Source organism: Acidovorax sp. LjRoot194 (assembly GCF_964253015.1).
Taxonomy (GTDB): Bacteria; Pseudomonadota; Gammaproteobacteria; order Burkholderiales; family Burkholderiaceae_C; genus Acidovorax.
Map to the genome: position 1 here is coordinate 4,626,865 of NZ_CAXUQB020000001.1, position 21,396 is coordinate 4,648,260.

Sequence of the window (21,396 nt, forward strand, 5' to 3'; positions counted from 1 at the left end):
GGGATAATGGACTCCATGAAATATCTTGTGGTGGTGGCGTTCATCGCTATTTTGGCCAGCTTGGCTTCGGCCCTGTTCTTCATGATGCGCAATGGCCGCAGCGACAAGGACGACAGGGCCAAAGGCAACCACATGGCCAAGGCGCTGGCGGTTCGGGTGGGACTGTCCATTGTGCTGTTTCTGTGCCTGCTGTTGGCCTGGAAGCTCGGGTACATCCAGCCCACCGGTCTGCCGGCGAGCCGTTGAAGGCTCTGGATGGTCTGAACACTGGCCACTGGCGTCCAAGCAGCCCCTGGCGCCAGCCCTGACATTCCCAACAAAAAAGCGCCTTGCGGCGCTTTTTTGTTGATGCATGGCACTGCTGATTACATCCAGTAGACCAGCACGTACAGGCCGAGCCAGACCACGTCCACAAAGTGCCAGTACCACGCGGCGCCTTCGAAGCCGAAGTGCTTGTCCGCCGTGAAATGGCCCTTTTGGAGGCGCAGCGTGATCACCAGCAGCATCAGCATGCCCAGGAACACGTGGAAACCGTGAAAGCCGGTCAGCATGAAGAAGGTGGAGCCGAACACGCCCGAGTTGAGCTTGAGGTTCAGGTCGGTGTACAGGTGGTAGTACTCGTAGCCCTGCACCAGCAGGAACACGAAGCCCAGCAGTACCGTGGCCCACATGAAGGCGATGGTCTTGCCGCGGTGGTTTTCGCGCAGTGCGTGGTGGGCAATGGTCAGCGTCACGCCCGAGGTCAGCAGCAACGCGGTGTTGATGGTGGGCAGCCAGAAGGGACCCACGGTCTGAAAGGGCTCGACGATGCCGGCAGGCGAAGCGGTGACGCCCGCAGCCAGGCTGGGCCACACGGCCTTGAAGTCAGGCCACAGCAGTGCGTTGTCCAGGCTGCCCAGTGCGGGCACCGAGTGCGAACGTGCCCACCACAGGGCGGTGAAGAACGCGCCGAAGAACATCACCTCTGAGAAGATGAACCAGCTCATGCTCCAGCGGTAGGAGATGTCGATCTTGTGGCCGTACAGGCCGTTCTGGCTCTCGCGCACGGCGTCGCCGAACCACTGGTACAGCACGAACAGCCACCACACCATGCCCACCGCCAGGGAATACTTGCCCCAGTCGTGGCCGTTGATCCATTGGCCTGCGCCCAGGATGACGAAAAACAGCCCTATCGCCGCCATCACCGGGTGGCGAGACTCTGCAGGCACGTAGTAGTACGGGGTTCCGCCGTGGGTCGATGCACTCATTTCAGCTCCTGGCTCTCAAAATCTTTGTTTGTCTCGGTCTTGTCTTCGGGGTACGTCGTCCCCACCCGATTCGACCAATATTCATCTATTTATTCACGCAACTCAAACGATCCAGTTCACCAGCCCGATCAGGCCAATCACCAGCAGGAATACCGCTGCGAGGCCGACCACGATGATGTGCAGCGGGTTGAGCTTTTCCACATCCTGCTGGTACTCGCTGCCCTTGCGCAGGCCGATCAGCGACCAGGCCACGGCGCGCACTGTGCGCAGCAACGAGCCCTTGCGCTCGTGCGGCTTGGCGGCCACAGCGGGTTGCTCCACCGGCGCGTTCATGAGCCTGCCCCGGTGGCCAATGCTGCGGGGAGCACGCTGCCCACGGCCGCTGTCGATTCGGGCGCTGGGGGCGTCTTGCCGCCAACTTCGAAGAAGGTGTAGGACAGCGTGATCGTGGTCACATCCTTGGACAGGCGCGGGTCGATCACGAAGGCCACCGGCCACTCTTTCTTTTCACCGGGCTCAAGCGTGTACTGGTTGAAGCAAAAGCATTCGAGCTTGTTGAAGTGCGCTGCCGCCTGGCGCGGCGCATAGCTCGGAATGGCCTGAGCCGCCATGCGGCGGTTCTGGATGTTCTGGAACTCGTACATCACCGTCGTCAGCTCGCCAGGGTGCACCTGCACCGAACGCTGCGCGGGCTTGAAGTCCCAGGGGCCGCGCGCATTGGCGTCGAACTCGACGGTGATGGTGCGGGTCTTGTCCACCTGCGTGTTGGCAGGCACCTTCACGTCCTTGCCCGCCACGCCGTTGCCTGGCACCTGCCGCTCGGAGAGCGACAGGATGTTGATGCCCGTCATCTCGCAGATGTGCTTGTAGATGGGGATCAGCACATAGCCGAAGGCGAACATGCCGGCCGCGATCACGACCAGCTTGCCGACCATCTTGGCGTTTTCGCGGTGCAGGCTCATGGCAGTCGGTGCATTGTTCAGCGGGACATCAGCACGACCTTGACCATGAACCCGACGAAGAAGACGACGGCCACGGAGGCAAGGATCAATGCCATCCGCAGGTTGCTCTTCTTTTGCTCGGGCGTCATGGGCATGGCATCAACCGATCACGCGGGTTGCCGTGGCATCCAGCTTGGGTGGGTTTTCGAAGGTGTGGAAAGGTGCAGGCGATGGCACTTCCCATTCCAGGCCTTCGGCACCGTCCCATGGCTTGGCGGGGGCCTTTTCGCCCTTGCCGCGCATGGCGGGCACGACCACGGCCAGGAAGAAGTACACCTGCATCAGGCCGAAACCGAACGCGCCTACCGAAGCGATGGCATTGAAGTCTGCGAACTGCATGGGGTAGTCGGCATAGCGGCGGGGCATGCCGGCCAGACCCAGGAAATGCATCGGGAAGAACGTGATGTTGAAGGTGATCAGCGAGCCCCAGAAGTGGATCTGACCACGCTTTTCGGAGTACATCACGCCCGTCCACTTGGGCAGCCAGTAGTAGACGCCAGCGAACATGGAGAACAGCGAGCCGGCCACCAGCACGTAGTGGAAGTGGGCCACCACGTAGTAGGTGTCCTGCAGCTGGATGTCGATGGGCGCCATGGCCAGGATCAGGCCGGTGAAGCCACCCATGGTGAACACGAAGATGAAGCCCACGGCGAACAGCATGGGGGTCTCGAACGTCATGGAGCCGCGCCACATGGTGGCGATCCAGTTGAAGATCTTCACGGCCGTGGGCACGGAGATCAGCATGGTGGCGTACATGAAGAACAGCTGGCCCGTCACAGGCATGCCGGTCGTGAACATGTGGTGGGCCCACACGATGAACGACAGGATGGCAATCGACGAGGTGGCGTACACCATGGAGGCGTAGCCGAACAGCTTCTTGCGAGCGAACGCGGGCACGATCTGGCTGATGATGCCGAAGGCCGGCAAGATCATGATGTACACCTCGGGGTGGCCGAAGAACCAGAAGATGTGCTGGTACATCACCGGGTCACCGCCGCCGGCGGGGTTGAAGAAGCTGGTGCCGAAGTGGCGATCCGTCAGCGTCATGGTGATCGCGCCGGCCAGCACGGGCATCACGGCGATCAGCAGGTAGGCGGTGATGAGCCAGGTCCAGGCGAACATGGGCATCTTCATCAACGTCATGCCGGGGGCGCGCATGTTCAGGATGGTCACGATGATGTTGATCGAGCCCATGATGGACGAGGCACCCAGGATGTGCATCGCGAAGATGCCGGCGTCCATGGAGGGGCCCATCTGCAGCGTCAGCGGTGCGTACAACGTCCAGCCGGCGGCGGGTGCGCCACCTGGCATGAAGAACGAGCTCACCAGCATCAGTGCCGCAGGAATCATCAGCCAGAAGCTGAAGTTGTTCATGCGGGCGAAAGCCATGTCGGATGCCCCGATCTGCAGCGGGATCATCCAGTTAGCAAAGCCCACGAAGGCCGGCATGATGGCGCCGAACACCATGATCAGGCCGTGCATGGTGGTGAGCTGGTTGAACAGCTCGGGATTGACCAGTTGCAGGCCGGGCTGGAACAGCTCGGCACGGATCAGCAGGGCCAGGATGCCGCCCACCATCAGCATGGTGAACGAGAACAGCAGGTACAGCGTACCGATGTCCTTGTGGTTGGTGGCGAACACCCAGCGGCGCCAGCCGGTGGGACCATGGTGGCCATGGTCGTCGTGTGCGTGGTCGCCAGCGTGCCCGTGGTTGTCGAGAACTGCGCTCATGTTGGATTCCTCAATCAATACGTAGGGCGATGTTTACTTGCCGCGCTGGGCCACGATTTCAGCAGGCTGCACCAGCTGCCCGGTCTTGTTGGACCAGGAGTTCTTCGTATAGGTCGCCACAGAGGCAATATCGGTATCGCTGAGCTGGGCCCAGGAAGGCATCGCGCCATTGGCCGCGCCCTTGAGCAGGATCTGGATCTGCTTGGCGTGGTCGGCATCGAGCACGATGGCCGAGCCGTCCAGTGGCTTGATCGGGCCGGCACCCTTGCCGTTGGCCTGGTGGCAGGCCGCGCAGTTGGCGGCATACACCTTCTCGCCGCGCTTCATGATGTCGTCCATCGTCCAGACCTTGGTCGGGTCGTCCAGCTTGGCGGCGGCCTTCTTCTTCTGGTCGGCCACCCAGGCGGTGTAGTCCTCAGCGGACACGACCTTCACGTGGATGGGCATGTAGGCGTGTTCCTTGCCGCACAGCTCGGCGCACTGGCCGTAGTAGTCGCCGATCTTCTCGGCGCGGAACCAGGTGTCGCGCACGAAGCCGGGGATCGCATCCTGCTTGATGCCGAATGCGGGCACCATGAAGGCGTGGATCACGTCGTTGGCCGTGGTGATGATGCGGATCTTCTTATTGACCGGCACGACCATCGGGTTGTCGACCTTGAGCAGGTAGTCGGCGGGTGCGTCGGCGACCTTGCCGCTATCGGACATCACGCGGTGGCTGCTGTCCAGCGTAGAGATGAAGGCCAGGCCCTCGCCTTCGCCGGTGATGTAGTCGTAACCCCACTTCCACTGGTAGCCCGTGGTCTTGATGGTGAGGTCGGCGTTGGTCGTGTCCTTCTGCGCCACCAGCACCTTGGTGGCGGGCAGGGCCATGAGGATCACGATGATGAAGGGGACGATGGTCCAGACCACTTCGACAGTGACGGACTCATGGAAATTGGCCGACTTGGCGCCCTTGGAGCGGCGATGTTTCCAGATCGAGTAGAACATCACGGAGAACACTGCCACGAAGATCACCGTGCAGATGATCAGCATCATCCAGTGCAGAAAATGCTGCTCCTCGGCAATCTTGGTGACCGGAGGATGCAGATTGAGCTGGTTGACTGCAGGACCGCCGGGCAGGTCTTGAACGGCATGGGCCACGCCACCCACCCATGCACCGGCGATCAGGAGCAGAGAAGCCAGCTTGTTGGAAATGCTCTTCATAGTTCTCACTTACTTCTAAGCCTTAATTTAACCAATCCCCTGTGTGCGCCTGCGTGGGGTCAGGCTGCGCGCAAGGCCATGCGGATCTCCGATGCCAGGGCCGGGCGAAGCTCGGGGCGCACGTAACGCCCCACGTCTATCGACCGTCCTTGGCCAGACAAGGTGATCAGCGATCGGTCGCCGGTCTTGGGTTCCACACGGACCCAGTTCCGGTCGAATTCGGCGCGTTTCAGCTTGCCTGCTGTCTCCTGCTCCACCACCAGGCGTGAGCCCTGCAGTGAAATCCTCTCGCCGTCGGCCGCATGACGTCCGTACATGGCGAATGCCCATCCAACAACCACTATCTCCAGCCATGCAAACGGCATGACCAGACGGGCTCCAAGCATCCAGAAAAAAGTCGCAATGCCCAGTGACACCGAACACAGCGACAGGTACATCCACCCCATCTGCGCGGGGGTGACCGAGCAGTTGCGAGCCAGACGCCAATCGATGCGCTGGCCCGAGACAGTGGCAAAACGAAGAATCAAGCCTGTCACCGGTGGTGTTCACAAGACCGGCGACTGCCGCTGCACCAGCAAAAATACTGGTGCAACATGCGCAGCCGCCACGTTGCGCGGGAGGATGTGCCCGAAATCCCAATAACCCTGAATTGTACCGTGCCTTGTTCCACATCATTGACACGCTGTTGCAAGTGAAGGCCATAGCCCCATATGGGTGCGCCGCCTTCGCAACACTCGCACAAATCAAGTCTGGAAAACCCTGTGCGGGCCGGCCCGATCAGGGGTTGCGCGGCCCGCCGTCCTGGCTGTCTTTGCCGCCTTGGCGCAGCATGGCGCGCATGTCCTGCAGCGACACGGCGCTGCTCTCGCTCACGCGCACCCGGGGTGCGGGCTTGAAGGCGTGGCCGTAGATGATCTCGAAAGTCAGTGCCAACTGGCCACCTTCGGCCGGGTCTGCCAGCCTGTCTGCCAGCGCCTGGTACAAACGGTCCCGCCAGCGCTTGCCGCGCAGTGCGCCGAAGCGCGCCGGGTGCAGGTTGCAGCCCAGTTCTCGCAGCTCCTGCACCAGCCGCTCGGGCGTGGCAAAGGTCAGCGTGATGCGCTCCATGTCCATCACCGGTTCGGCAAAACCGGCGTGTACCAGCATGTCGCCCCAGTCGTGCATGTCCGTGAAAGCATGGCCTGCCGGCGGCCAGCCCAGCGCGGCATAGACGGCGTGCAGCTCGCGCAGGGTGTCCGGGCCCAGGCACGAGAACATCAGATAGCCATCGACCGCCAGGGCGCGGTGCCATTGGCCGATGAGCGCCTGCGGGTCGGCCGCGGTGTGCAGCGCCATGTTGGCCCAGAGCATCTGCACACTCGCATCCGGCGGCATGCCGAACCGCGGGTTGCCCGCCCCCCAGCTGGCAGGGTTCCACCAGGACTTGGCCAGTGCCTGCTGCGCCGCGCTCTCATGCCGGTGCGCGCTTTCGTAGACTTGGCAACGCGCCTTGGGGTAGCGTGCGCTCACCAGCGCGTGGGCGTCGAGTCCGCCGCGCACGGCGTCCCAGTGGCACCAGGAATCGGGAGGCTGGCGTATCCACTGCAGGCGGTCTTCCATGCGGCGGGCCACCTCTTCATGCAGCCAGGGCGAAGTAGCGGGGGCAGCAGCATGCCAGCGGGCTGCGGCGGTGGGATCGATGGTGGGGGGGCGCTCGGAGGACATGGGAATGCACGGGGACGGGCGAGTATATTGATTCATGCTCTTCAAGGCCCTTCAAGGGATTTCGCACCGCGTGCGCAGCAGTGCCCACCGCGTCCCCAGCCAGTGCGCCATATGCCACGCCTGGCCGTCGCAACGCGTTTGCAACGCCTGCGCGGCGCGGTTCGCCCAGCCGGCCGCCCGCTGCCAGCGCTGTGCGCTGCAGGTCCCCCAGGGCGTTGCCGTCTGCGGCGCCTGCACGCTGCACCCGCCGCTGTTTGACGCCTGCATGGCGGCGGTGGACTACGCCTATCCCTGGGCGGAGATCCTGGGGGACTTCAAGTTTCGAGGCGACGCAGGCTGGGCCGCCACCCTGGCCACCCTGATGCGCAGCACGCCGTGGATCGAACCAGCGCTGGATGCCGCCGACCGGGTGCTGCCCGTGCCGCTATCAGCCCAACGCCTGCGCGAGCGCGGCTTCAACCAGTCGGCCCTGCTGGCGCGGCAGCTGGCCGGGCCCAAGGCCGACGCACGGACTCTGCTGCGGATACATGCCACCGAGGCCCAGAGCGGCCTGCCGCGCGCGCAGCGGCTGCGCAATCTGAACGGCGCCTTTGCGGTGGAGCCCGCTCGCGCCGCCGCGTTGCGCGGGCAGCGCGTGGTGCTGCTGGACGATGTGATGACCACCGGCGCCACCCTGCACGCAGCGACGCAGGCCCTGCGTGAGGCCGGGGTGGCACACATCACGGCCGTGGTGCTGGCCCGCACCGGCACCGACTGACGGGATACTTTTGATTACCAGCGGCTGTCCCACTCTCGCGCGGGACGAAGACAATAGAGGCCTATGTTCCATATCGTCCTCGTCGAACCCGAGATCCCGCCCAACACCGGGAATGTGATTCGCCTGGCGGCCAACACCGGCTGCACGCTCCATCTGATCGAGCCCCTGGGGTTTTCGATGGACGACAAGCAGATGCGCCGCGCCGGCCTGGACTACCACGAGTACGCCCAGGTGCAGTGCCACGCAGGCTGGACTGCCTTTCTGCGCGACGCCCAGCCCGACCCGACCCGCATGTTCGCCATGACCACGCAGGGCTCGCAGCCTGTGCATTCCACCCCGTTCTTCGCGGGCGACTGGCTGGTGTTCGGGGCCGAAACCCGGGGCCTGCCACCCGAGCTGCGCGACACCTTCCCGCCCGCCCAACGCCTGCGCCTGCCCATGGTGGCGGGCCAGCGCAGTTTGAACCTGTCCAACGCGGTGGCAGTGACGGTGTTCGAAGCGTGGCGTCAGAACAGTTTTGCCATGCCGGACGGCGCGATCGACGTGGAGCCTGAAGGCACGATCATCAGCGGCTTTGCGCAGTTGAGTTGAGCTCAATTGAGGCAAGCTGAGCGGGACCTGGTTGCGCTGGTCTGAGGTGCGGTGATTCAGGCCCAGTCTTTTCAGACCCGGCCCGATCCGCGCTGCAAGCCGACCCTGCTGCCTGTCCCTGCTGCCTGTCCCTGCCGCTCTCGCAGCATCACCCGAATTCAAACCCGCACTTCCTTCGCCGAGATCAGGTGCAGACACACGCCAGCGCTACAGCTTCTGGCGCTGCAGCTCCGCCATCGCCAGCGGTACCTGCTCCGTCAAAAAGTCCAGCAGCACCTTGGTGCGCGCGGGCAGCATGCGGCCTGACGGCAGCGCGGCGTAGATGGTGTAGCGCGAGAAGATCCACGCGGGCAGGATGTGCACCAGCTCGCCCCGCGCCAAGTGCTCTTCGGCCAGCAGCCGCGAGGTGACCGCCACGCCCGCGCCGTCCACCGCAGCGCGCAGCAGCAGCTCGGTGCTGACCGACTGCAGCACGGCGGGCACGTCGATTTCCTGCGCGGGCTGGTTGCCATTGAGCGACTGCAGGCGCAGCTTGCGCCCGGGTCCGGCCTGCGACCGCGCCGCCATGCCAGAGTCGCGCAGGTGGTCGTGGTGCACCAGGTCCTGCGGTTCGCGCGGAATGCCGCGGCGCTCCAGGTAGTCCGGCGATGCGACCACGATCGCTTCGCCCTGCAGCAGGGGCCTCGCCACGATGTTGGCGTCGAAGTCCTCGCCCGCGACCATGATGGTCACATCGAACTCGTCCACGCGGGCCATCGCGAAAGCGTCGATGCTGATGTCCAGCATCAGCTTGGGGTAGTGGGCATGCCACAGCGCCACCATGGGCGCGAGGAAATTGCTGGCCAGCACGGGCGCTGCCACGATGCGGATGGTGCCGCGCAGGTCGCGCGTGCTGGCGGCGGCCGCGGCTTCGGCGTCATCGATCTCGTGCAGGATGGTGTGCACGCGCTGCAGGTACGACTCCCCCGCGTCGGTGAGCGCCAGCTTGCGCGTCGTGCGCTGCAGCAGGCGCGTGCCCAGGTGCTGCTCCAACTCGGCCACCATGCGGGTGACCACCGGGGGCGACATGTCCATGGCGCGGGCGGCGGCGGCAAAGCCGCCCTCCTCCACCACGCGCTCGAAGACTTTCATGGCTTGCAGACGGTCCATGGTTCAAGCCTCCTGCCTAAAAACACGAGCGTCTAACGAGAGCGCAGTCCGTGGAACACGCGCGATCCAGGCCAGCGACCGCCGCGCAAGGGCCGCCCCGCCGCGCTGGCGGTGTCCCCCTTCCCGAATGGCGCAGCCATTCGAGAGAAGGGGGAAGCGGCACAGCCGCTCAGGGGGTTGTCCTTCTACGCCGGAGCGCCGAAGTTGCGCGCCAGCGATTCCGCCACGCACACCGGCTTGTCGCTGCCCTCGCGCTCCACGGTCACCAGCCACGTCATCTGCATGCCATCGGGCGCCACGGGCTCGGCGGCCTGCAGCGTCAGGCGCGCACGCAGGCGGCTGCCCACCGGCACCGGCGCGGTGAAGCGCACCTTGTTGAGCCCGTAGTTCACGCCCATGCGCGAGCCCTCGATGGCCAGGCCCGTCTCGAAGAACTGCGGAATCAGCGACAGCGTGAGAAACCCGTGCGCGATCGGCGCGCCGAACGGCCCGGCCTTCGCCCGCTCGGGGTCCACATGGATCCACTGGTGGTCGCCCGTGGCCTGGGCGAACAGGTTGACCTGTTCCTGCGTGATGGTGATCCAGTCGGTCACGGCGACCTCCTGGCCGACGCTGGCGCTGACTTCGGAGTAGGAGCGGAAGATTTTCATCGCCCCAATGTAGCGCCGCACCCGGGCGCGCCTTGTCTGGCGCGGGACAGCAGGTGTTTTCCCGCAGGATTTCTTGTTTCACAGCGTCCTTCAAAACCGCGTCCGTCATGCGTCGAGCCAGGTGCGGATGCCTTGCCATTGCTCCAGGTCGCGCGCCACGCGGCCCGGCGCCACGTCGAACAGCGTGAGGCCGTGCGCCGCCAGGTGCACATAGTTCTGCGTGTCGCGCAGATAGCCCAGGACCGGAAACCCCAGCGTGTCCACGAAGTGGTGCAACTGCTCGGCCGCCTTGGTGCGCCCATCCACCCGCATGCCCACGATGCCCACTGGCACGCCCGCTGCGTGGCGGTGCTCGGCCAACTGGTCCAGGAAGCTGCGCGTGGCAAAGATGTCGAACACGCTGGGCTGCAGGGGCACGATGACCTTGTCGGCCAGCTTGAGCACGTCGTTCAGCCGCCAGCCATGCAGGCCGGCAGGCGTGTCCAGCACCGCATGCGTCGTGCCCTTGGGCGGGCGGCTGATCACGTCCGAGCTGGCATCCCAGGCTCCGATGGTGCGTGCGGCGGGAGGCCGCAGGCCCCGCCACAGCTTGGCGGACTCCTGCCGGTCCGTGTCGCCCAGGATCACGGGGTGCCCCTGGCTCGCAAAGTAGCCCGCGATGTTGGTGGACAGCGTGGACTTGCCCACGCCGCCCTTGGGATTGGCGACAACGATCACTGGCATGGCGAGCTCCTTCGAATCTTTGGGTTCATGAAAACTTCAAGCCAAATCGTGCCCTACCGCTTGATGGATAAGCGCTAGCAGCTATTAAATTCAGAGCAAAACCGTGCAGACCGCACGGACCGCACAGACCCCCTGCACGGCGGCGCTGCAGCCACCCGGGGCGGTCCGCCCTCAGGCGTGCTGCCCGCCCCGCTTCACAAAGAACAGCCCCGCACCCACCGCCATCAGCAGCCCGCCGAACACCCGGTTCTGCGTGCGCACGGCCCGCGCACTGCGCATGAGGCGGCGCAGCGCGCTGGCCCCGAAAGCGTAGCCGTGCATCACCACCACGTCCACCGTCAGCGTGGTGGCGGCCATCACCAGCAGTTGCGTCCACAGCGGGCGGGTGTCGGTCATGAACTGTGGCAGCACGGCCACCATGAAGATGATGCCCTTGGGGTTGGTGGCATTGGTCAAAAAGCCTGTCAGGCAGCGCTTTTGCCAGGTGCCCGCCGACGCGGCCTCGTCGCCCTGCACGGGCGACGCATCGCCCGCGCGCCATTGGTTGAAACCGACGTAGATCAGGTAGCAGGCGCCCAGCACCTTCACGATGCTGAAGGCCACCTCGGACGCCAGCAGCAGCGAGCCCACACCCGCGCCTGCGACCAGCAAGATCAGCAGCAGCCCCAGCTGCAGGCCCAGGATGGTGGCGCCCGTCTTGCGCACGCCGTACGACAGGCCGTGGCTCATCGACAGCACGGCGCCGGAGCCCGGCGACACCGCTATCAGGCACGATGCCACAAAAAACGCCAGCCAGGTCTGCAAGTCCATGAGGTCACACCAAGAGAAAGCCAAGAGGGGCCCGCATCTTAGCAACGCGGCCTGCCTGGCGGCTTGACGCAGGCAAAAACAGCCGCTCGCGCTCAGCCACCCAGCGCAAGCAGCTATCAAAACAGAAGCACGCCGGTGGACTGCCGCGCAACCACGTCAGGCTGGTGCAGTAAACACGGCACACCCGCTGCCGCGCGGCCTCAGCGGTGCCAAAATCCATGCCATCCGTACGCCTTTAGCACGGGCATGCGGACGTGCGGCCTCAAGCCCCGCACAGGCCCGCTCGTACGTTCCGCACACGCTCCCTCACACCGTTGAACAGGCCACGGCTTAGGCCGTCGCCCCAGCCTTTATTCAGACATGGAACACGCCCCTACCTGGCTCACCTACGGCTTCCTGTACCTCACCGCCGCGGTGCTGGCCGTGCCCATTGCCAAAGCGCTGGGCCTCGGGGCCATCATCGGCTACCTGGCGGCGGGCATCGCCATCGGGCCCTGGGGCCTGGGGCTGGTGAGCAATGTGCAGGACATCCTGCACTTCGCTGAATTCGGCGTGGTGTTGATGCTGTTCCTCGTCGGGCTGGAGCTGCAACCGAGCCGCCTGTGGGCGCTGCGCCGCCCCATCTTCGGCACGGGCTCCGCGCAGGTGCTGGGCTGTGCGGCCGTGCTGTTTGCGCTGGGCGCCCTGGCCGGACTGCCCTGGCGCGTGAGCCTGGTGGGCGCCCTGGGCCTGGCCTTGTCATCCACCGCCATCGCGCTGCAGTCGCTGGCCGAGCGCAACCTCATGCGCACCCAGAGCGGGCAGGCGGGCTTCTCCATCCTGCTGTTCCAGGACGTGGCGGCCATCCCCATCCTGGCGCTGCTGCCGGTGCTGGGCGCCGCTGCGGGCGACGGCGCGGGCCACACGCCGGGCGAGATGGCGCTGGAGGTGCTCAAGATCGTGGGCGTGATCGCCGCCATCATCCTGGGCGGGCGCCTGCTGCTGCGCCCCGTGCTGCGCTGGATCGCCAAGAGCAACACGCCCGAGATCTTCACCGCCGCCGCACTGCTGTTGGTGGTGGGCATCGCTTACCTGATGGTGATCGTGGGCCTGTCGATGGCGCTGGGCGCCTTTCTGGCCGGCGTGCTGCTGGCCGACAGCGAGTACCGGCGCGAGCTGGAGGCCGACATCGAACCCTTCAAGGGTCTGCTGCTCGGGCTGTTCTTCATCGCCGTGGGCATGAGCATCGACTTCGGCGTGATCCTGCGCTCGCCGGGCCTCATGGCCGCCATCCTGGTCGGCTTTCTGGCGGCCAAGGCCATCGTCATCTACACCCTGGCCAAGCTCGTCAACATCCCCTACCAGGAGCGCCCGGTGTTCACGCTGCTGCTGGCCCAGGGCGGTGAGTTCGCGTTCGTGGTGTTCCAGGCTGCGGCTGGTGCCAGCGTGTTCCCGGCCGAGACGGCGTCGCTGCTGATCGGCGCAGTGGCGCTGTCGATGCTGATCAGCCCGCTGCTGCTCGTGGTGCTCGACCGCGCACTGCTGCGCCGCTATGCGCACGTCAAGGCCCCCGCGGCCGAGGAAATCTCCGAGCCACAAGAGGCGCCCATCATCATCGCGGGCTTCGGCCGCTACGGGCAGATCGTCTCGCGCGTGCTGCTGGCCCAGGGCTTTCGCACCACGGTGCTGGACCACAGCGTGGAGATGCTGGAAGTGGCGCGCACCTTCGGCTACCGCGTGTTCTACGGCGACGCCACGCGCCTGGACCTGCTGCGCATCGCTGGCGCCGAGCACGCCCGCATCCTGGTCATCGCGGTGGACGACGCCGAGCAGTCCCTCAAGATCGCCAAGCTGGCCCGCGAGCATTTTCCCCAGCTGCAGATCGTGGCCCGCGCCCGCGACGTCACCCACTGGAACAAGCTGCGCGATGTGGGCGTGACGCTGGTGCAGCGCGAGCTGTTCGAATCCAGCCTGCAAAGCGCCCACACCGTGCTGGAACTGATGGGCCTGCAGCCCACCGAAGCCACGGCCATCGCCCAGCGCTTTCGCGCCCACAACATCGCGCTGGCCGACCGCATGTACCCGCACCACAAGGACCGCGCCAAGTTCATCGCCGTGGCGCGCGAGGGGCGCAACCAGTTTGCGGAGCAGATGGCGAGGGAGCGGCAGGAGAGTGCCGCGCTGGATGCCGCGGGTGGCGCGTATCCGGGGTATGAAGCAGAGAAGGCTGGCGAGGGGGGCGATGCGATCGCCAGCGCCCAAGATGAGACCAAAAACCGGACCTAACGCCTATTCATCAAACGCTGGCAGCTATTTATTCAATAGCACTACAGGTCTTCAGAGGTGTTCCACCGAGCCCGAATGGCGCATCCACGACGGCGGTCCACTGCCTGCATTCGCGCGAACCTAGCAGGTCCGCTTTGCGTCCGCGCCATCAACGGCCGGCAGGCTCCAGCGTCAACACATGCAGCACCGCACGCTGATCCGGCACGACCTCGACATCGGTCCAACCGCCCACGCCGGCGGGGCGCGCATGGCCCCGCGTGCAGGCGGCCACCAGCGCGCCCCCTGGCTGCGGCACCACGCTCAGGCGCACCGGCGGCGGCGTGCGGTCTTGCGCGCCCACGGCAATCTCGTAGCGCTTGGCGATGAACTGGGCAGAACGGCCGAACTGTGTGCTCAGCGCGCGCAATGGCGCGTCCGTCAGGCAGTAGCGGTGGCGCAGGTTGGCTTTTGCGAGGGCCTGCTGCGTCATCAGGGCGTACCCGGGGCGCGGCCGGTAACGGATGTCGAGCGTCTGGCCTGGTGACACGGTAACGCCCAGCGTGCGCTGCGCGCGCCACTGGGCGAGGTGGTCGGTGCCCGAGGTGCCGACAGCACCTGCGCGAATTAGCTGGGAGAGCACGTCGGCAGAGAGGCCTTCCGTGGGAACGAACGGCGGCGTGTCGGCGATCAGCCAGGGGTTGATGCCGGCCTTGCGCAGCAGCTCGGAGACATCCACCGCACCGGCAACCGCCCGGACCGACTCCGTGACCTCTACGGGCTGGCCATTGCTGAGGACACGCAGCTCCGGGAAGTGGCGGTCCGGATAAGGGTCCGAGTCTCCCAGCCAGCCAAACAGCGGCCCTTGAATCAGCCACTGCGCCGGGGCGGCCAGTGTGGGTGGGGGCGTCAAGGACACAGTCACCTCATCACCCTGCATGCGCACTGCGCTGCTGACACTGGGCGCGCCACGCAGCGGGGCATCCTGGGGCGCCGAGAGAATGCGGGGCGCCACGCCATCGCTGGTGTCGTTCGCCATGACGGGCTGCGCCAGACACAGACTGGCTCCGATCACGACGGCACATCGCACCGCGCTCCGCAGGCGTTGATGAAGATCAGGCAGGGCCGCAGTCATGGAGCGCTGGTCTGGTAGCGGTAGACCTTGGGAGGATCCGGCCGCCAGTAGCGCAAGGACGCCGGCATGTACGCGGGCCCGTTCGGACGGGTGGCCGTGAAAATATCGTTGTGCTGCGTCCAGTTCTTGCCATTGGCGTTGACACGCTGCGTGGTGGCGTCTTCCTTTTGAAGCGCAGAACCAGCATAGATCGCCATGTGATTGGGCCAGGACAGCACATCGCCCGGTTGCACCGCCTCCGTCGCCGTCAACAGGCGAAATAGCCCTGAGCGCTGGGCATAGGCAGGGAAGGTGCCCGACGTCTGATATTCGTACGGAAAGCCCGCTTCGCGGTAGATCAAGAACGTCGTTCCGCTGCAGTCGCCAGAGCCCCCTTTGGTGGAAGCAGATCCGCGCAGGGCATACGTCGTTCCTTTCCAGGTGGCCGCTTCTTTGATGAGGGGAAGCGCTTCGTTGGCGGTGATATCGCGCCTTGTTTTTTGCGTCATGTCGGAGAGGTGTTTTGAATATTGCCGCTGGTGCAGGGCTGCTGCACTGAACGCTTTCGGCCCGCTACCGTCCGCTCTGATGCTTGGTGCGCATCGAGTGGAAGGTGCTTCGCAAAGCCCGCGATCGTATCGACGGCACCGATGTTTTCACGACCGCAGCACCAACCAATATGTGCCAGACACGAAACATTTGCAGCAAACTGCTTCTACGACTCCTACAAAGTGCAGCGGATGACACAGGCCACCGCGGCGCAACATTTTCCCGTGCCAAGCCTCCCAAACGATAACCATTCGCATTAGAATCCCACCCCTCAGCCAGCCAGCGTCCCCGGACAGAGAAACGCGAGCCAGTGCCCCTTCGCGTTTTGCCCACTCTCCAACGGGACTTTCATGTCTTTCCAGCCCTCCTGCGCGGCCCTGGCGTCCAGCGCTGCACGCACGTTTGCGTCTCCCACTCCATCGGCCCGCAAGGCCCGCTTTTTCGCCCTGACCCCGCTGGCCCTCTGCTTTGCACAAGCAGCGATGGCGCAGCAGGCCGCCGCGCCCCCTGTTGACCCAACATCCAACGCCAACGTCACAGCCCCCCAACTGCAAGAAGTCCGCATCAACGCCAGCACTGAAAAAGACATGGGCTTCGCCCCGGTCGAGGCCCAGACCGCCGGCAAGGCGCCCATGCGCCGGCTGGAGACGCCGCAGTCGGTGAGCGTGGTCACGCGCGAGCAGATGGAGTCGCGCCAGATCGTGAACGTGCAGCAGGCGCTGCAGACCGTGGCGGGCGTGAGCCCCGTCAACTTCGGGCGCCGGGGGTTTGACGACATCAACATCCGCGGCTTTCGCTCTACCGAATCCATCCTGGTCGATGGCCTGGTGCAAAGCCCTGGCATGTGGGCCAAGCTGCAGCCCTACGGCTACGAGCGCTTCGAGGTGCTCAAGGGCTCGGCGTCGGTGCTGTACGGTCAGGTGCAGCCCGGCGGCATCGTCAACGCGGTGAGCAAGCGGCCCAAGAAGGATGCGCTGAACGAAGTGGGCGTCGAGGTGGGCAGCTTCGGCCAGCGCACGCTGCAGGCCGACGTGAACAAGCCGCTGTCCGAATCGGGCAAGACGGCGCTGCGCATCAATGCCCAGGTGTCCAACGCCGACGACCCCACCCAGTTCGTCTACCGCAAGGACCGGTGGTTCGCGCCCTCGCTCTCCATCGACCTGGGCGCGCAGACCGACCTGGTGCTGTTTGCCACCTACAGCCGCAGCGAGTGGATGCGCCAGCAGGGCATCACGCCGTATGGCACGCTGCTGCCCAACCGCAACGGCACGCTGTCCCGCACGATGTTCACCGGCGACCCTGCCTTTGGCGTGTACGACGTGGAGAGCACCACGCTGGGCTATGCGCTGGAGCACAAGGTGTCCGACGCCATGACCTTCCGCCAGAACGTGCGCTACGAGACCGAGAAGGGCACGGGCAACTTCGTCTCCAACCAGGCGCTGCAGGCCAACCAGCGGCTGCAGAACCGCCAGGCCTCGCGCCAATACATGGACTACGACCTGCTGGCCACCGACACCTCGATGCTCACGCGCTTCGAGGCGCTGGGCGCCAAGCACCAGATCGTCACGGGCCTGGACGTGCGCAGCGGCCACAGCCTGCTGGCCAGCCGCACCTGCCGCATCGGCGCGCTGGATTTGTTCGCGCCCGTCTACGGCATGCAGGCCGTATGCCCCACGGCGCTGACCAGCGACGCGCCCGCCAAGCTCTCGGTGGCCGGCTTGTATGCGCAGGACCAGATCAAGTTCGGCCAAGGCTGGACGGCCCTGGTGGGCCTGCGCCGCGACTGGTCCACCAACGACACCGACAACCGCGTGGCCAACACGCAGACGCGCCAGAAGGACAGCGCCACCACGCTGTCCGCCGGCCTGGTGTATGAGTTCAAGCCTGGCTGGGCCGCGTACGGCAGCTATGGCGAATCCTTTCTGCCCCAGTCGGGCCTGACGTTTGCAGGCTCGCCTTTCGTGCCCGAGACCGGCAAGCAGTGGGAGGCCGGCGTGAAGTACGAGTCGCCCAATGGCCAGCTCACCGGCGCACTCGCCGTGTTCGACCTGGTGCGCGAGAACGTGACCACGGCCGACCTGGCGAACACGGGCTTCAGCGTGCAGACCGGACAGCAGCGCGCACGCGGCCTGGAGGTGGAACTGGGCGCAGACATGAAGAACGGCTGGAAGCTGACCAGCGCCTACACCTACACGCAGTCCAAGGTCACGCGCGACAACAACGCCGCCATCGTGGGCCTGCCGCTGAACCTCACGCCGCGCCACACGCTCACGGCCTGGGCCACCTACAAGCTGCCGCAGTACCAGCGCATCACGCTGGGCATGGGCGGGCGCTATGTCAGCGAGCAGATCGGCTCCTACCCGTTCACGCTGCCGTCGTATGTAGTGGCCGATGCGTCCATCAGCTACGCGGGCGACAACTACCGCGTGACGGCCGGCGTGAAGAACGTGTTCAACAAGGCGTACTACGACGGCGCGATCAATGCCAACGTGGTCTCGCCCGCGTTGCCGCGCAGCTTCAACCTGGGTGTGACGTACTTCTTCTGACCGCAGCGCCATCACCCGCCACCGCCAGCCGACCATGACCAGCCAGCGCACCCTGAACCGCCTTTTCGTGCTGCACTCCTGGGCGGGCATCGTCACGGGGCTGCTGCTGTTCATCGTGTGCTTCTCGGGCGCGGTGGTGGTGTTCAAGAACGAGATCGACCTGTGGGCCAACCCGTCGCTGGCGCAGTTGCCACGCTCTGACAAACCCGCGTCGCTCGACGTGGTGCTGACGCAGTTGCACACCCGCTACCCCGGCGCCACGGTGGAGACCATCGCGCTGCCCGATGCGGTCAACCCGAGCTACTTCGCCTTCGTGCGCGAGCGCGGCGCGCCGGCCAGCACGCGGACCAAGGTGGCACTGCGCTCGGACACGGGCGCGGTGGTGGGCCCGGTGGACAGCCAGCTCGGCCAGTACCTGCGCATGCTGCACGTGTTCCTGTTCTTCGGGCCGCGGTGGATCGTGGGCTTTCTGGGCGCAGCCATGCTGGTGCTCATCGTCACGGGCATCGTCATCCACCGCAAGATCCTGGCCGAGCTCTTCACCCAGCGCTGGGGCCGCAGCTTTCGCGTGGTCATGTCCGACCTGCACAAGTCCGCGGGCATCTGGGGTTTGTTCTTTCACATCCTGATCGCGACCACGGGCGCATGGATGGGCCTGGCGCCGCTGTTCGAGCAGGGCTACAAATACGTAAGCACCGTCAACAGCAACACCAGCGGCACCGATGCCGCCAAAGCCCCCAAGCCTGCGCGCAAGGCCGCGGGCGATGCCGCAGAGCCCGTGCGCATGCAGTCGCTCGATGCCCTGTACGCCACTGCGCAGCAGGCCGTGCCGGGGCTGGAGGCGCGCTACGTGTCGATGCGCCGCTGGGGGACTGATACCGCTGAGGCGGGCTTCACCGGCAACCTGAGCGACCACCTGGCCAGCACCGCGCGGGTGGATATCAACGCCGCCACCGGCGTGCCCAGGAAGGTGCACGACCCGCGCACGGCGGGCTTCTGGTCGCTGGTCAATGGCCTCATGGAGCCGCTGCACTTCGGCGACTTCGGCGGGCTGGCGCTCAAGTGGCTGTATTTCTTGCTGGGCATGACGCCCGCGTTCCTGTCGATCTCGGGCACCTTGATCTGGCTCGACGCTCGCCAGCAACGCCGGCGCGAGGCGGAGGCTGCGGGCGGCGGGATCGCTGCGGCGAGTTGATGGTCATTGAACCGGTCACGCTGGGCCTGCGGAAGCGCCGCGCAAGGCTTCGACAGGCTCAGCCCGAACGGTATTGAATGATTGAAAGCCCGTCTTTGCGAGGCCCATCCACCCCCATGTCTACCTCCAGGCCCCCCATTCGTTTTTTTCCTTGACCATGCAACGCTTCTTCCTGGCCCTGCACGCCACCACGCCCGCCGCGCTCGTCGTGGCGGTGTTCGTGCATTTTTGGGGGCCTTCCGGCATGCCGTCGCTGGCCCAGCGGCCGGTATGGGCGACGTGGGTGCTCATCGGCGCGTGGCTACTAATGTCGGGCATGGCCGCATGGGCGCTGCGCACGCTCGCGCTGTGGCGCGTGGCGCTGGGCGGTGCGGGTGCCATGCTGGCCATCGCCGGCGTCGTGGGCCTGGCGCTGGGCAGCGCGCACGCGGTGGGCATGTGCGCCAGCCTGCTCGCCGTGGGCCTGGCGTTTGCGGGCATCGCCGCCTTCATCGGGCCGCGGCGGGTGCAGGCCCACCGGCGCAAGGCAGCGCGCCACGCCACCGTGGCCACATCGGGCCCTGCAGCGCACCCGGTCGCTCCCCGTCCGCGCTGGCATCCGCGCGGCTGGGGCCGCCTTGTGGTGCCGGCGCATCTGCCCTTCTGGCTGAGCGGCCTGCTGGCTGTGGAGTCTTTCCGCCTGGCCCACATCGTGGCCACCGAACCCGCGCGCTCGTCCGGCATGCTGGGCCTGCTGCTCGCCTTCTTCATCGCCCTGCCCGCCGCCACGCTGCGCCACTGGGCGCCGCGCACCACCGTGCTGCTGTGGGCGGTGGCCGCGCTGGCCTATGGCGGCCTGGCGGCCAAGGCCGGGCTGGTGCAATGGGCGGTGGCGTGTGCACTGTGCGCAGTGGCAGCCGGGGCCCCACTGCTGCTGCGCGCGCGGCGGGCACTGCGCTGGCGGCGGACGGGCAATAACGCGCCGCACGCTCCAGCCCCAGCGGCGGACCCTCACCCCCCGGAGGCTGCATGAACGAATTCACCGGCCTGTGCGCCGCAGTCGCTTCGCTGATGGCCCTGACCTGCTGGGCGCACAGCGTGCCCACCCGTGCGTGGGGCGACGGCAATCCGGCTCCCCGCCGCGCCTGGGCCGTGGCGCTGGCCACCGTCGTGCTGCAGGTACTGACCGCCACTGCAGCGGCTGGGCTGGCCGCAGGCGTTGCCCTGGTGGTCGCTGCGTGGATGGTGCTGGGCTGGCTGCTGGTGCTGGCCATGAACCAGTGGCCCACCGCCAGCCTGCAGTGGGCTCGCCGGCTGGGCGCGCTGGGCGGCGTGGGCTGCGTTCTGGCGCTGGCGTGGCACTTCTTCTTCCAGACCTGAGCCTTCTTTTTTCAATCAAAAAGGCCGCTATCGCTTGATGGAAAAGCGCTGGTAGCTGCTATTTTTATAGCATCACAGCCACACACTGAATGCTGAGTGCCCACCCGGCGCCACGGCACAATCGCGGCCATGGACCAGTTGCTGCTCGACGCCCCCTGGGTGCACACCCTGCGCTTTCTTCTGGAGGTGGCTGCCACCATCGCGTTTGCACTCTCCGGCGTGATCGCTGCCGCGCGCAAGCGGCTCGATGCCGTGGGTGTGTGCGTGCTGGCCTTCGTCGCGGCCTTTGGGGGCGGCACGCTGCGCGACCTGCTGCTGGACCAGCGGCCCTTTTTCTGGATCCGCCACACCGGTTTTGTCTGGGGCATCCTGGCCCTGTGCGTGGGCGCGATGCTGTTCATGCGCCAGCGCCACTTCGAGCCCACCCAGCGCGCCATGCTCGTGCCCGACGCCATCGGCCTCGGCTTGTTCGCTGCGGTGGGAGTCGACATCGCCACCGCCGTCGGCATGGAGCCGATCATCGCCGTGATGATGGGCGTGATCACCGGCGCCTTCGGCGGCGTGCTGCGCGACGTGCTGTGCAACGAAGTGCCCCAGGCCTTCAGCGACCACCGGCCGTATGCGCTGTGCGCGTTTGCCGGTGGCTGGGCCGACGTGGCCCTGCGCCACCTGCACGCCCCCGACTGGGCACCGCTGGTGGCCTGTGTGCTGCTCACCGCCGGGCTGCGCGGCCTGGCGCTGTGGCGCAACTGGGAGCTGCCGGCCTGGCGGGTGTGACACTTGATTGCCGCCTTTTAAACACCCAGCATCATCAACGGAATCAGCA

General features: G+C 65.9%; 23 protein-coding genes. 9 read left to right on the plus strand and 14 right to left on the minus strand.

All coding sequences use genetic code 11. From position 1 onward, the window contains the following. Positions 1-15 precede the first annotated feature (15 nt). Positions 16-246: a twin transmembrane helix small protein gene (locus ACSQ3N_RS21000; RefSeq protein ID WP_056169145.1), complete on the plus strand. Its 231-nt coding sequence runs from the start codon at positions 16-18 to the stop codon at positions 244-246. Between the two features lie 119 nt (positions 247-365). On the opposite strand, the gene ACSQ3N_RS21005 is transcribed toward ACSQ3N_RS21000, so the two are convergent. The 8 genes from ACSQ3N_RS21005 to ACSQ3N_RS21040 all read right to left on the minus strand — a co-directional run bounded on the left by ACSQ3N_RS21005 (position 366) and on the right by ACSQ3N_RS21040 (position 6,886). Beyond that, a complete protein-coding gene (locus tag ACSQ3N_RS21005) occupies positions 366-1,247 on the minus strand; it encodes a cytochrome c oxidase subunit 3 (RefSeq protein WP_056167734.1) in 882 nt (293 codons plus the stop codon). A 102-nt stretch (positions 1,248-1,349) separates the two neighbouring features. After that, the gene (locus ACSQ3N_RS21010) at positions 1,350-1,580 is read right to left on the minus strand and encodes a DUF2970 domain-containing protein (RefSeq protein WP_436147351.1); all 231 of its coding nucleotides are present in this window, start codon (positions 1,578-1,580) and stop codon (positions 1,350-1,352) included. Beyond that, positions 1,577-2,209, minus strand: coding sequence for a cytochrome c oxidase assembly protein (locus ACSQ3N_RS21015; protein ID WP_436147352.1), 633 nt, complete (start codon positions 2,207-2,209; stop codon positions 1,577-1,579). The genes ACSQ3N_RS21010 and ACSQ3N_RS21015 overlap by 4 nt, the downstream gene beginning before the upstream one ends. 17 nt (positions 2,210-2,226) lie before the next feature. Then, positions 2,227-2,337, minus strand: coding sequence for a cytochrome oxidase small assembly protein (locus ACSQ3N_RS21020; RefSeq protein ID WP_232727916.1), 111 nt, complete (start codon positions 2,335-2,337; stop codon positions 2,227-2,229). Between the two features lie 10 nt (positions 2,338-2,347). Further along, a complete protein-coding gene (ctaD, locus tag ACSQ3N_RS21025; RefSeq protein WP_056167726.1) occupies positions 2,348-3,979 on the minus strand; it encodes a cytochrome c oxidase subunit I in 1,632 nt (543 codons plus the stop codon). 33 nt (positions 3,980-4,012) lie between these two features. Beyond that, entirely contained in the window at positions 4,013-5,182 is a 1,170-nt protein-coding gene (coxB, locus tag ACSQ3N_RS21030; protein ID WP_056167724.1) for a cytochrome c oxidase subunit II, read from the minus strand. A gap of 59 nt (positions 5,183-5,241) precedes the next feature. After that, positions 5,242-5,718, minus strand: a complete 477-nt coding sequence (locus ACSQ3N_RS21035; protein ID WP_056167722.1) for a DUF2244 domain-containing protein — start codon at positions 5,716-5,718, stop codon at positions 5,242-5,244. A 241-nt stretch (positions 5,719-5,959) separates the two neighbouring features. Then, on the minus strand, positions 5,960-6,886 hold the full coding sequence (locus ACSQ3N_RS21040) for a class I SAM-dependent methyltransferase (RefSeq protein WP_436147353.1): 927 nt from the start codon (positions 6,884-6,886) through the stop codon (positions 5,960-5,962). A gap of 34 nt (positions 6,887-6,920) precedes the next feature. On the opposite strand from ACSQ3N_RS21040, the gene ACSQ3N_RS21045 reads away from it, so the two are divergent. Both ACSQ3N_RS21045 and trmL read left to right on the plus strand, forming a co-directional pair. Further along, positions 6,921-7,643 (plus strand): ComF family protein, encoded by a 723-nt coding sequence (locus tag ACSQ3N_RS21045; protein WP_436147354.1) that lies wholly within the window; start codon positions 6,921-6,923, stop codon positions 7,641-7,643. Between the two features lie 63 nt (positions 7,644-7,706). Next, entirely contained in the window at positions 7,707-8,234 is a 528-nt protein-coding gene (trmL, locus tag ACSQ3N_RS21050; protein WP_436147355.1) for a tRNA (uridine(34)/cytosine(34)/5-carboxymethylaminomethyluridine(34)-2'-O)-methyltransferase TrmL, read from the plus strand. A gap of 207 nt (positions 8,235-8,441) precedes the next feature. On the opposite strand, the gene ACSQ3N_RS21055 is transcribed toward trmL, so the two are convergent. The 4 genes from ACSQ3N_RS21055 to ACSQ3N_RS21070 all read right to left on the minus strand — a co-directional run bounded on the left by ACSQ3N_RS21055 (position 8,442) and on the right by ACSQ3N_RS21070 (position 11,566). Next, entirely contained in the window at positions 8,442-9,383 is a 942-nt protein-coding gene (locus ACSQ3N_RS21055; protein ID WP_436147356.1) for a LysR family transcriptional regulator, read from the minus strand. A 185-nt stretch (positions 9,384-9,568) separates the two neighbouring features. After that, complete coding sequence (locus ACSQ3N_RS21060; RefSeq protein ID WP_056417946.1) at positions 9,569-10,033, minus strand: MaoC family dehydratase; 465 nt, start codon at positions 10,031-10,033, stop codon at positions 9,569-9,571. 105 nt (positions 10,034-10,138) lie between these two features. Continuing rightward, a complete protein-coding gene (locus tag ACSQ3N_RS21065; RefSeq protein WP_436147357.1) occupies positions 10,139-10,756 on the minus strand; it encodes an AAA family ATPase in 618 nt (205 codons plus the stop codon). Positions 10,757-10,927: 171 nt separating this feature from the next. Further along, complete coding sequence (locus ACSQ3N_RS21070) at positions 10,928-11,566, minus strand: LysE family transporter (protein WP_436147358.1); 639 nt, start codon at positions 11,564-11,566, stop codon at positions 10,928-10,930. Between the two features lie 360 nt (positions 11,567-11,926). On the opposite strand from ACSQ3N_RS21070, the gene kefC reads away from it, so the two are divergent. Continuing rightward, entirely contained in the window at positions 11,927-13,831 is a 1,905-nt protein-coding gene (gene kefC / locus ACSQ3N_RS21075) for a glutathione-regulated potassium-efflux system protein KefC (RefSeq protein ID WP_436147359.1), read from the plus strand. Between the two features lie 148 nt (positions 13,832-13,979). Here kefC and ACSQ3N_RS21080 read toward each other — a convergent pair whose 3' ends face one another. Continuing rightward, the gene (locus tag ACSQ3N_RS21080; RefSeq protein WP_436147360.1) at positions 13,980-14,846 is read right to left on the minus strand and encodes a DUF4424 family protein; all 867 of its coding nucleotides are present in this window, start codon (positions 14,844-14,846) and stop codon (positions 13,980-13,982) included. A 92-nt stretch (positions 14,847-14,938) separates the two neighbouring features. After that, positions 14,939-15,430: a hypothetical protein gene (locus ACSQ3N_RS21085; protein ID WP_056167691.1), complete on the minus strand. Its 492-nt coding sequence runs from the start codon at positions 15,428-15,430 to the stop codon at positions 14,939-14,941. A gap of 390 nt (positions 15,431-15,820) precedes the next feature. On the opposite strand from ACSQ3N_RS21085, the gene ACSQ3N_RS21090 reads away from it, so the two are divergent. The 5 genes from ACSQ3N_RS21090 (at position 15,821) to ACSQ3N_RS21110 (ending at position 21,347) form a co-directional block, all read left to right on the plus strand. Further along, entirely contained in the window at positions 15,821-18,016 is a 2,196-nt protein-coding gene (locus ACSQ3N_RS21090; RefSeq protein ID WP_436147361.1) for a TonB-dependent siderophore receptor, read from the plus strand. A 34-nt stretch (positions 18,017-18,050) separates the two neighbouring features. Further along, positions 18,051-19,211: a PepSY-associated TM helix domain-containing protein gene (locus ACSQ3N_RS21095; protein ID WP_436147362.1), complete on the plus strand. Its 1,161-nt coding sequence runs from the start codon at positions 18,051-18,053 to the stop codon at positions 19,209-19,211. Positions 19,212-19,368: 157 nt separating this feature from the next. After that, complete coding sequence (locus ACSQ3N_RS21100; protein ID WP_436147363.1) at positions 19,369-20,223, plus strand: hypothetical protein; 855 nt, start codon at positions 19,369-19,371, stop codon at positions 20,221-20,223. Next, entirely contained in the window at positions 20,220-20,570 is a 351-nt protein-coding gene (locus tag ACSQ3N_RS21105; RefSeq protein WP_436147364.1) for a hypothetical protein, read from the plus strand. The genes ACSQ3N_RS21100 and ACSQ3N_RS21105 overlap by 4 nt, the downstream gene beginning before the upstream one ends. Positions 20,571-20,699: 129 nt before the next feature. Then, on the plus strand, positions 20,700-21,347 hold the full coding sequence (locus tag ACSQ3N_RS21110; protein WP_056417913.1) for a trimeric intracellular cation channel family protein: 648 nt from the start codon (positions 20,700-20,702) through the stop codon (positions 21,345-21,347). The last annotated feature ends 49 nt before the right edge of the window (positions 21,348-21,396 follow it).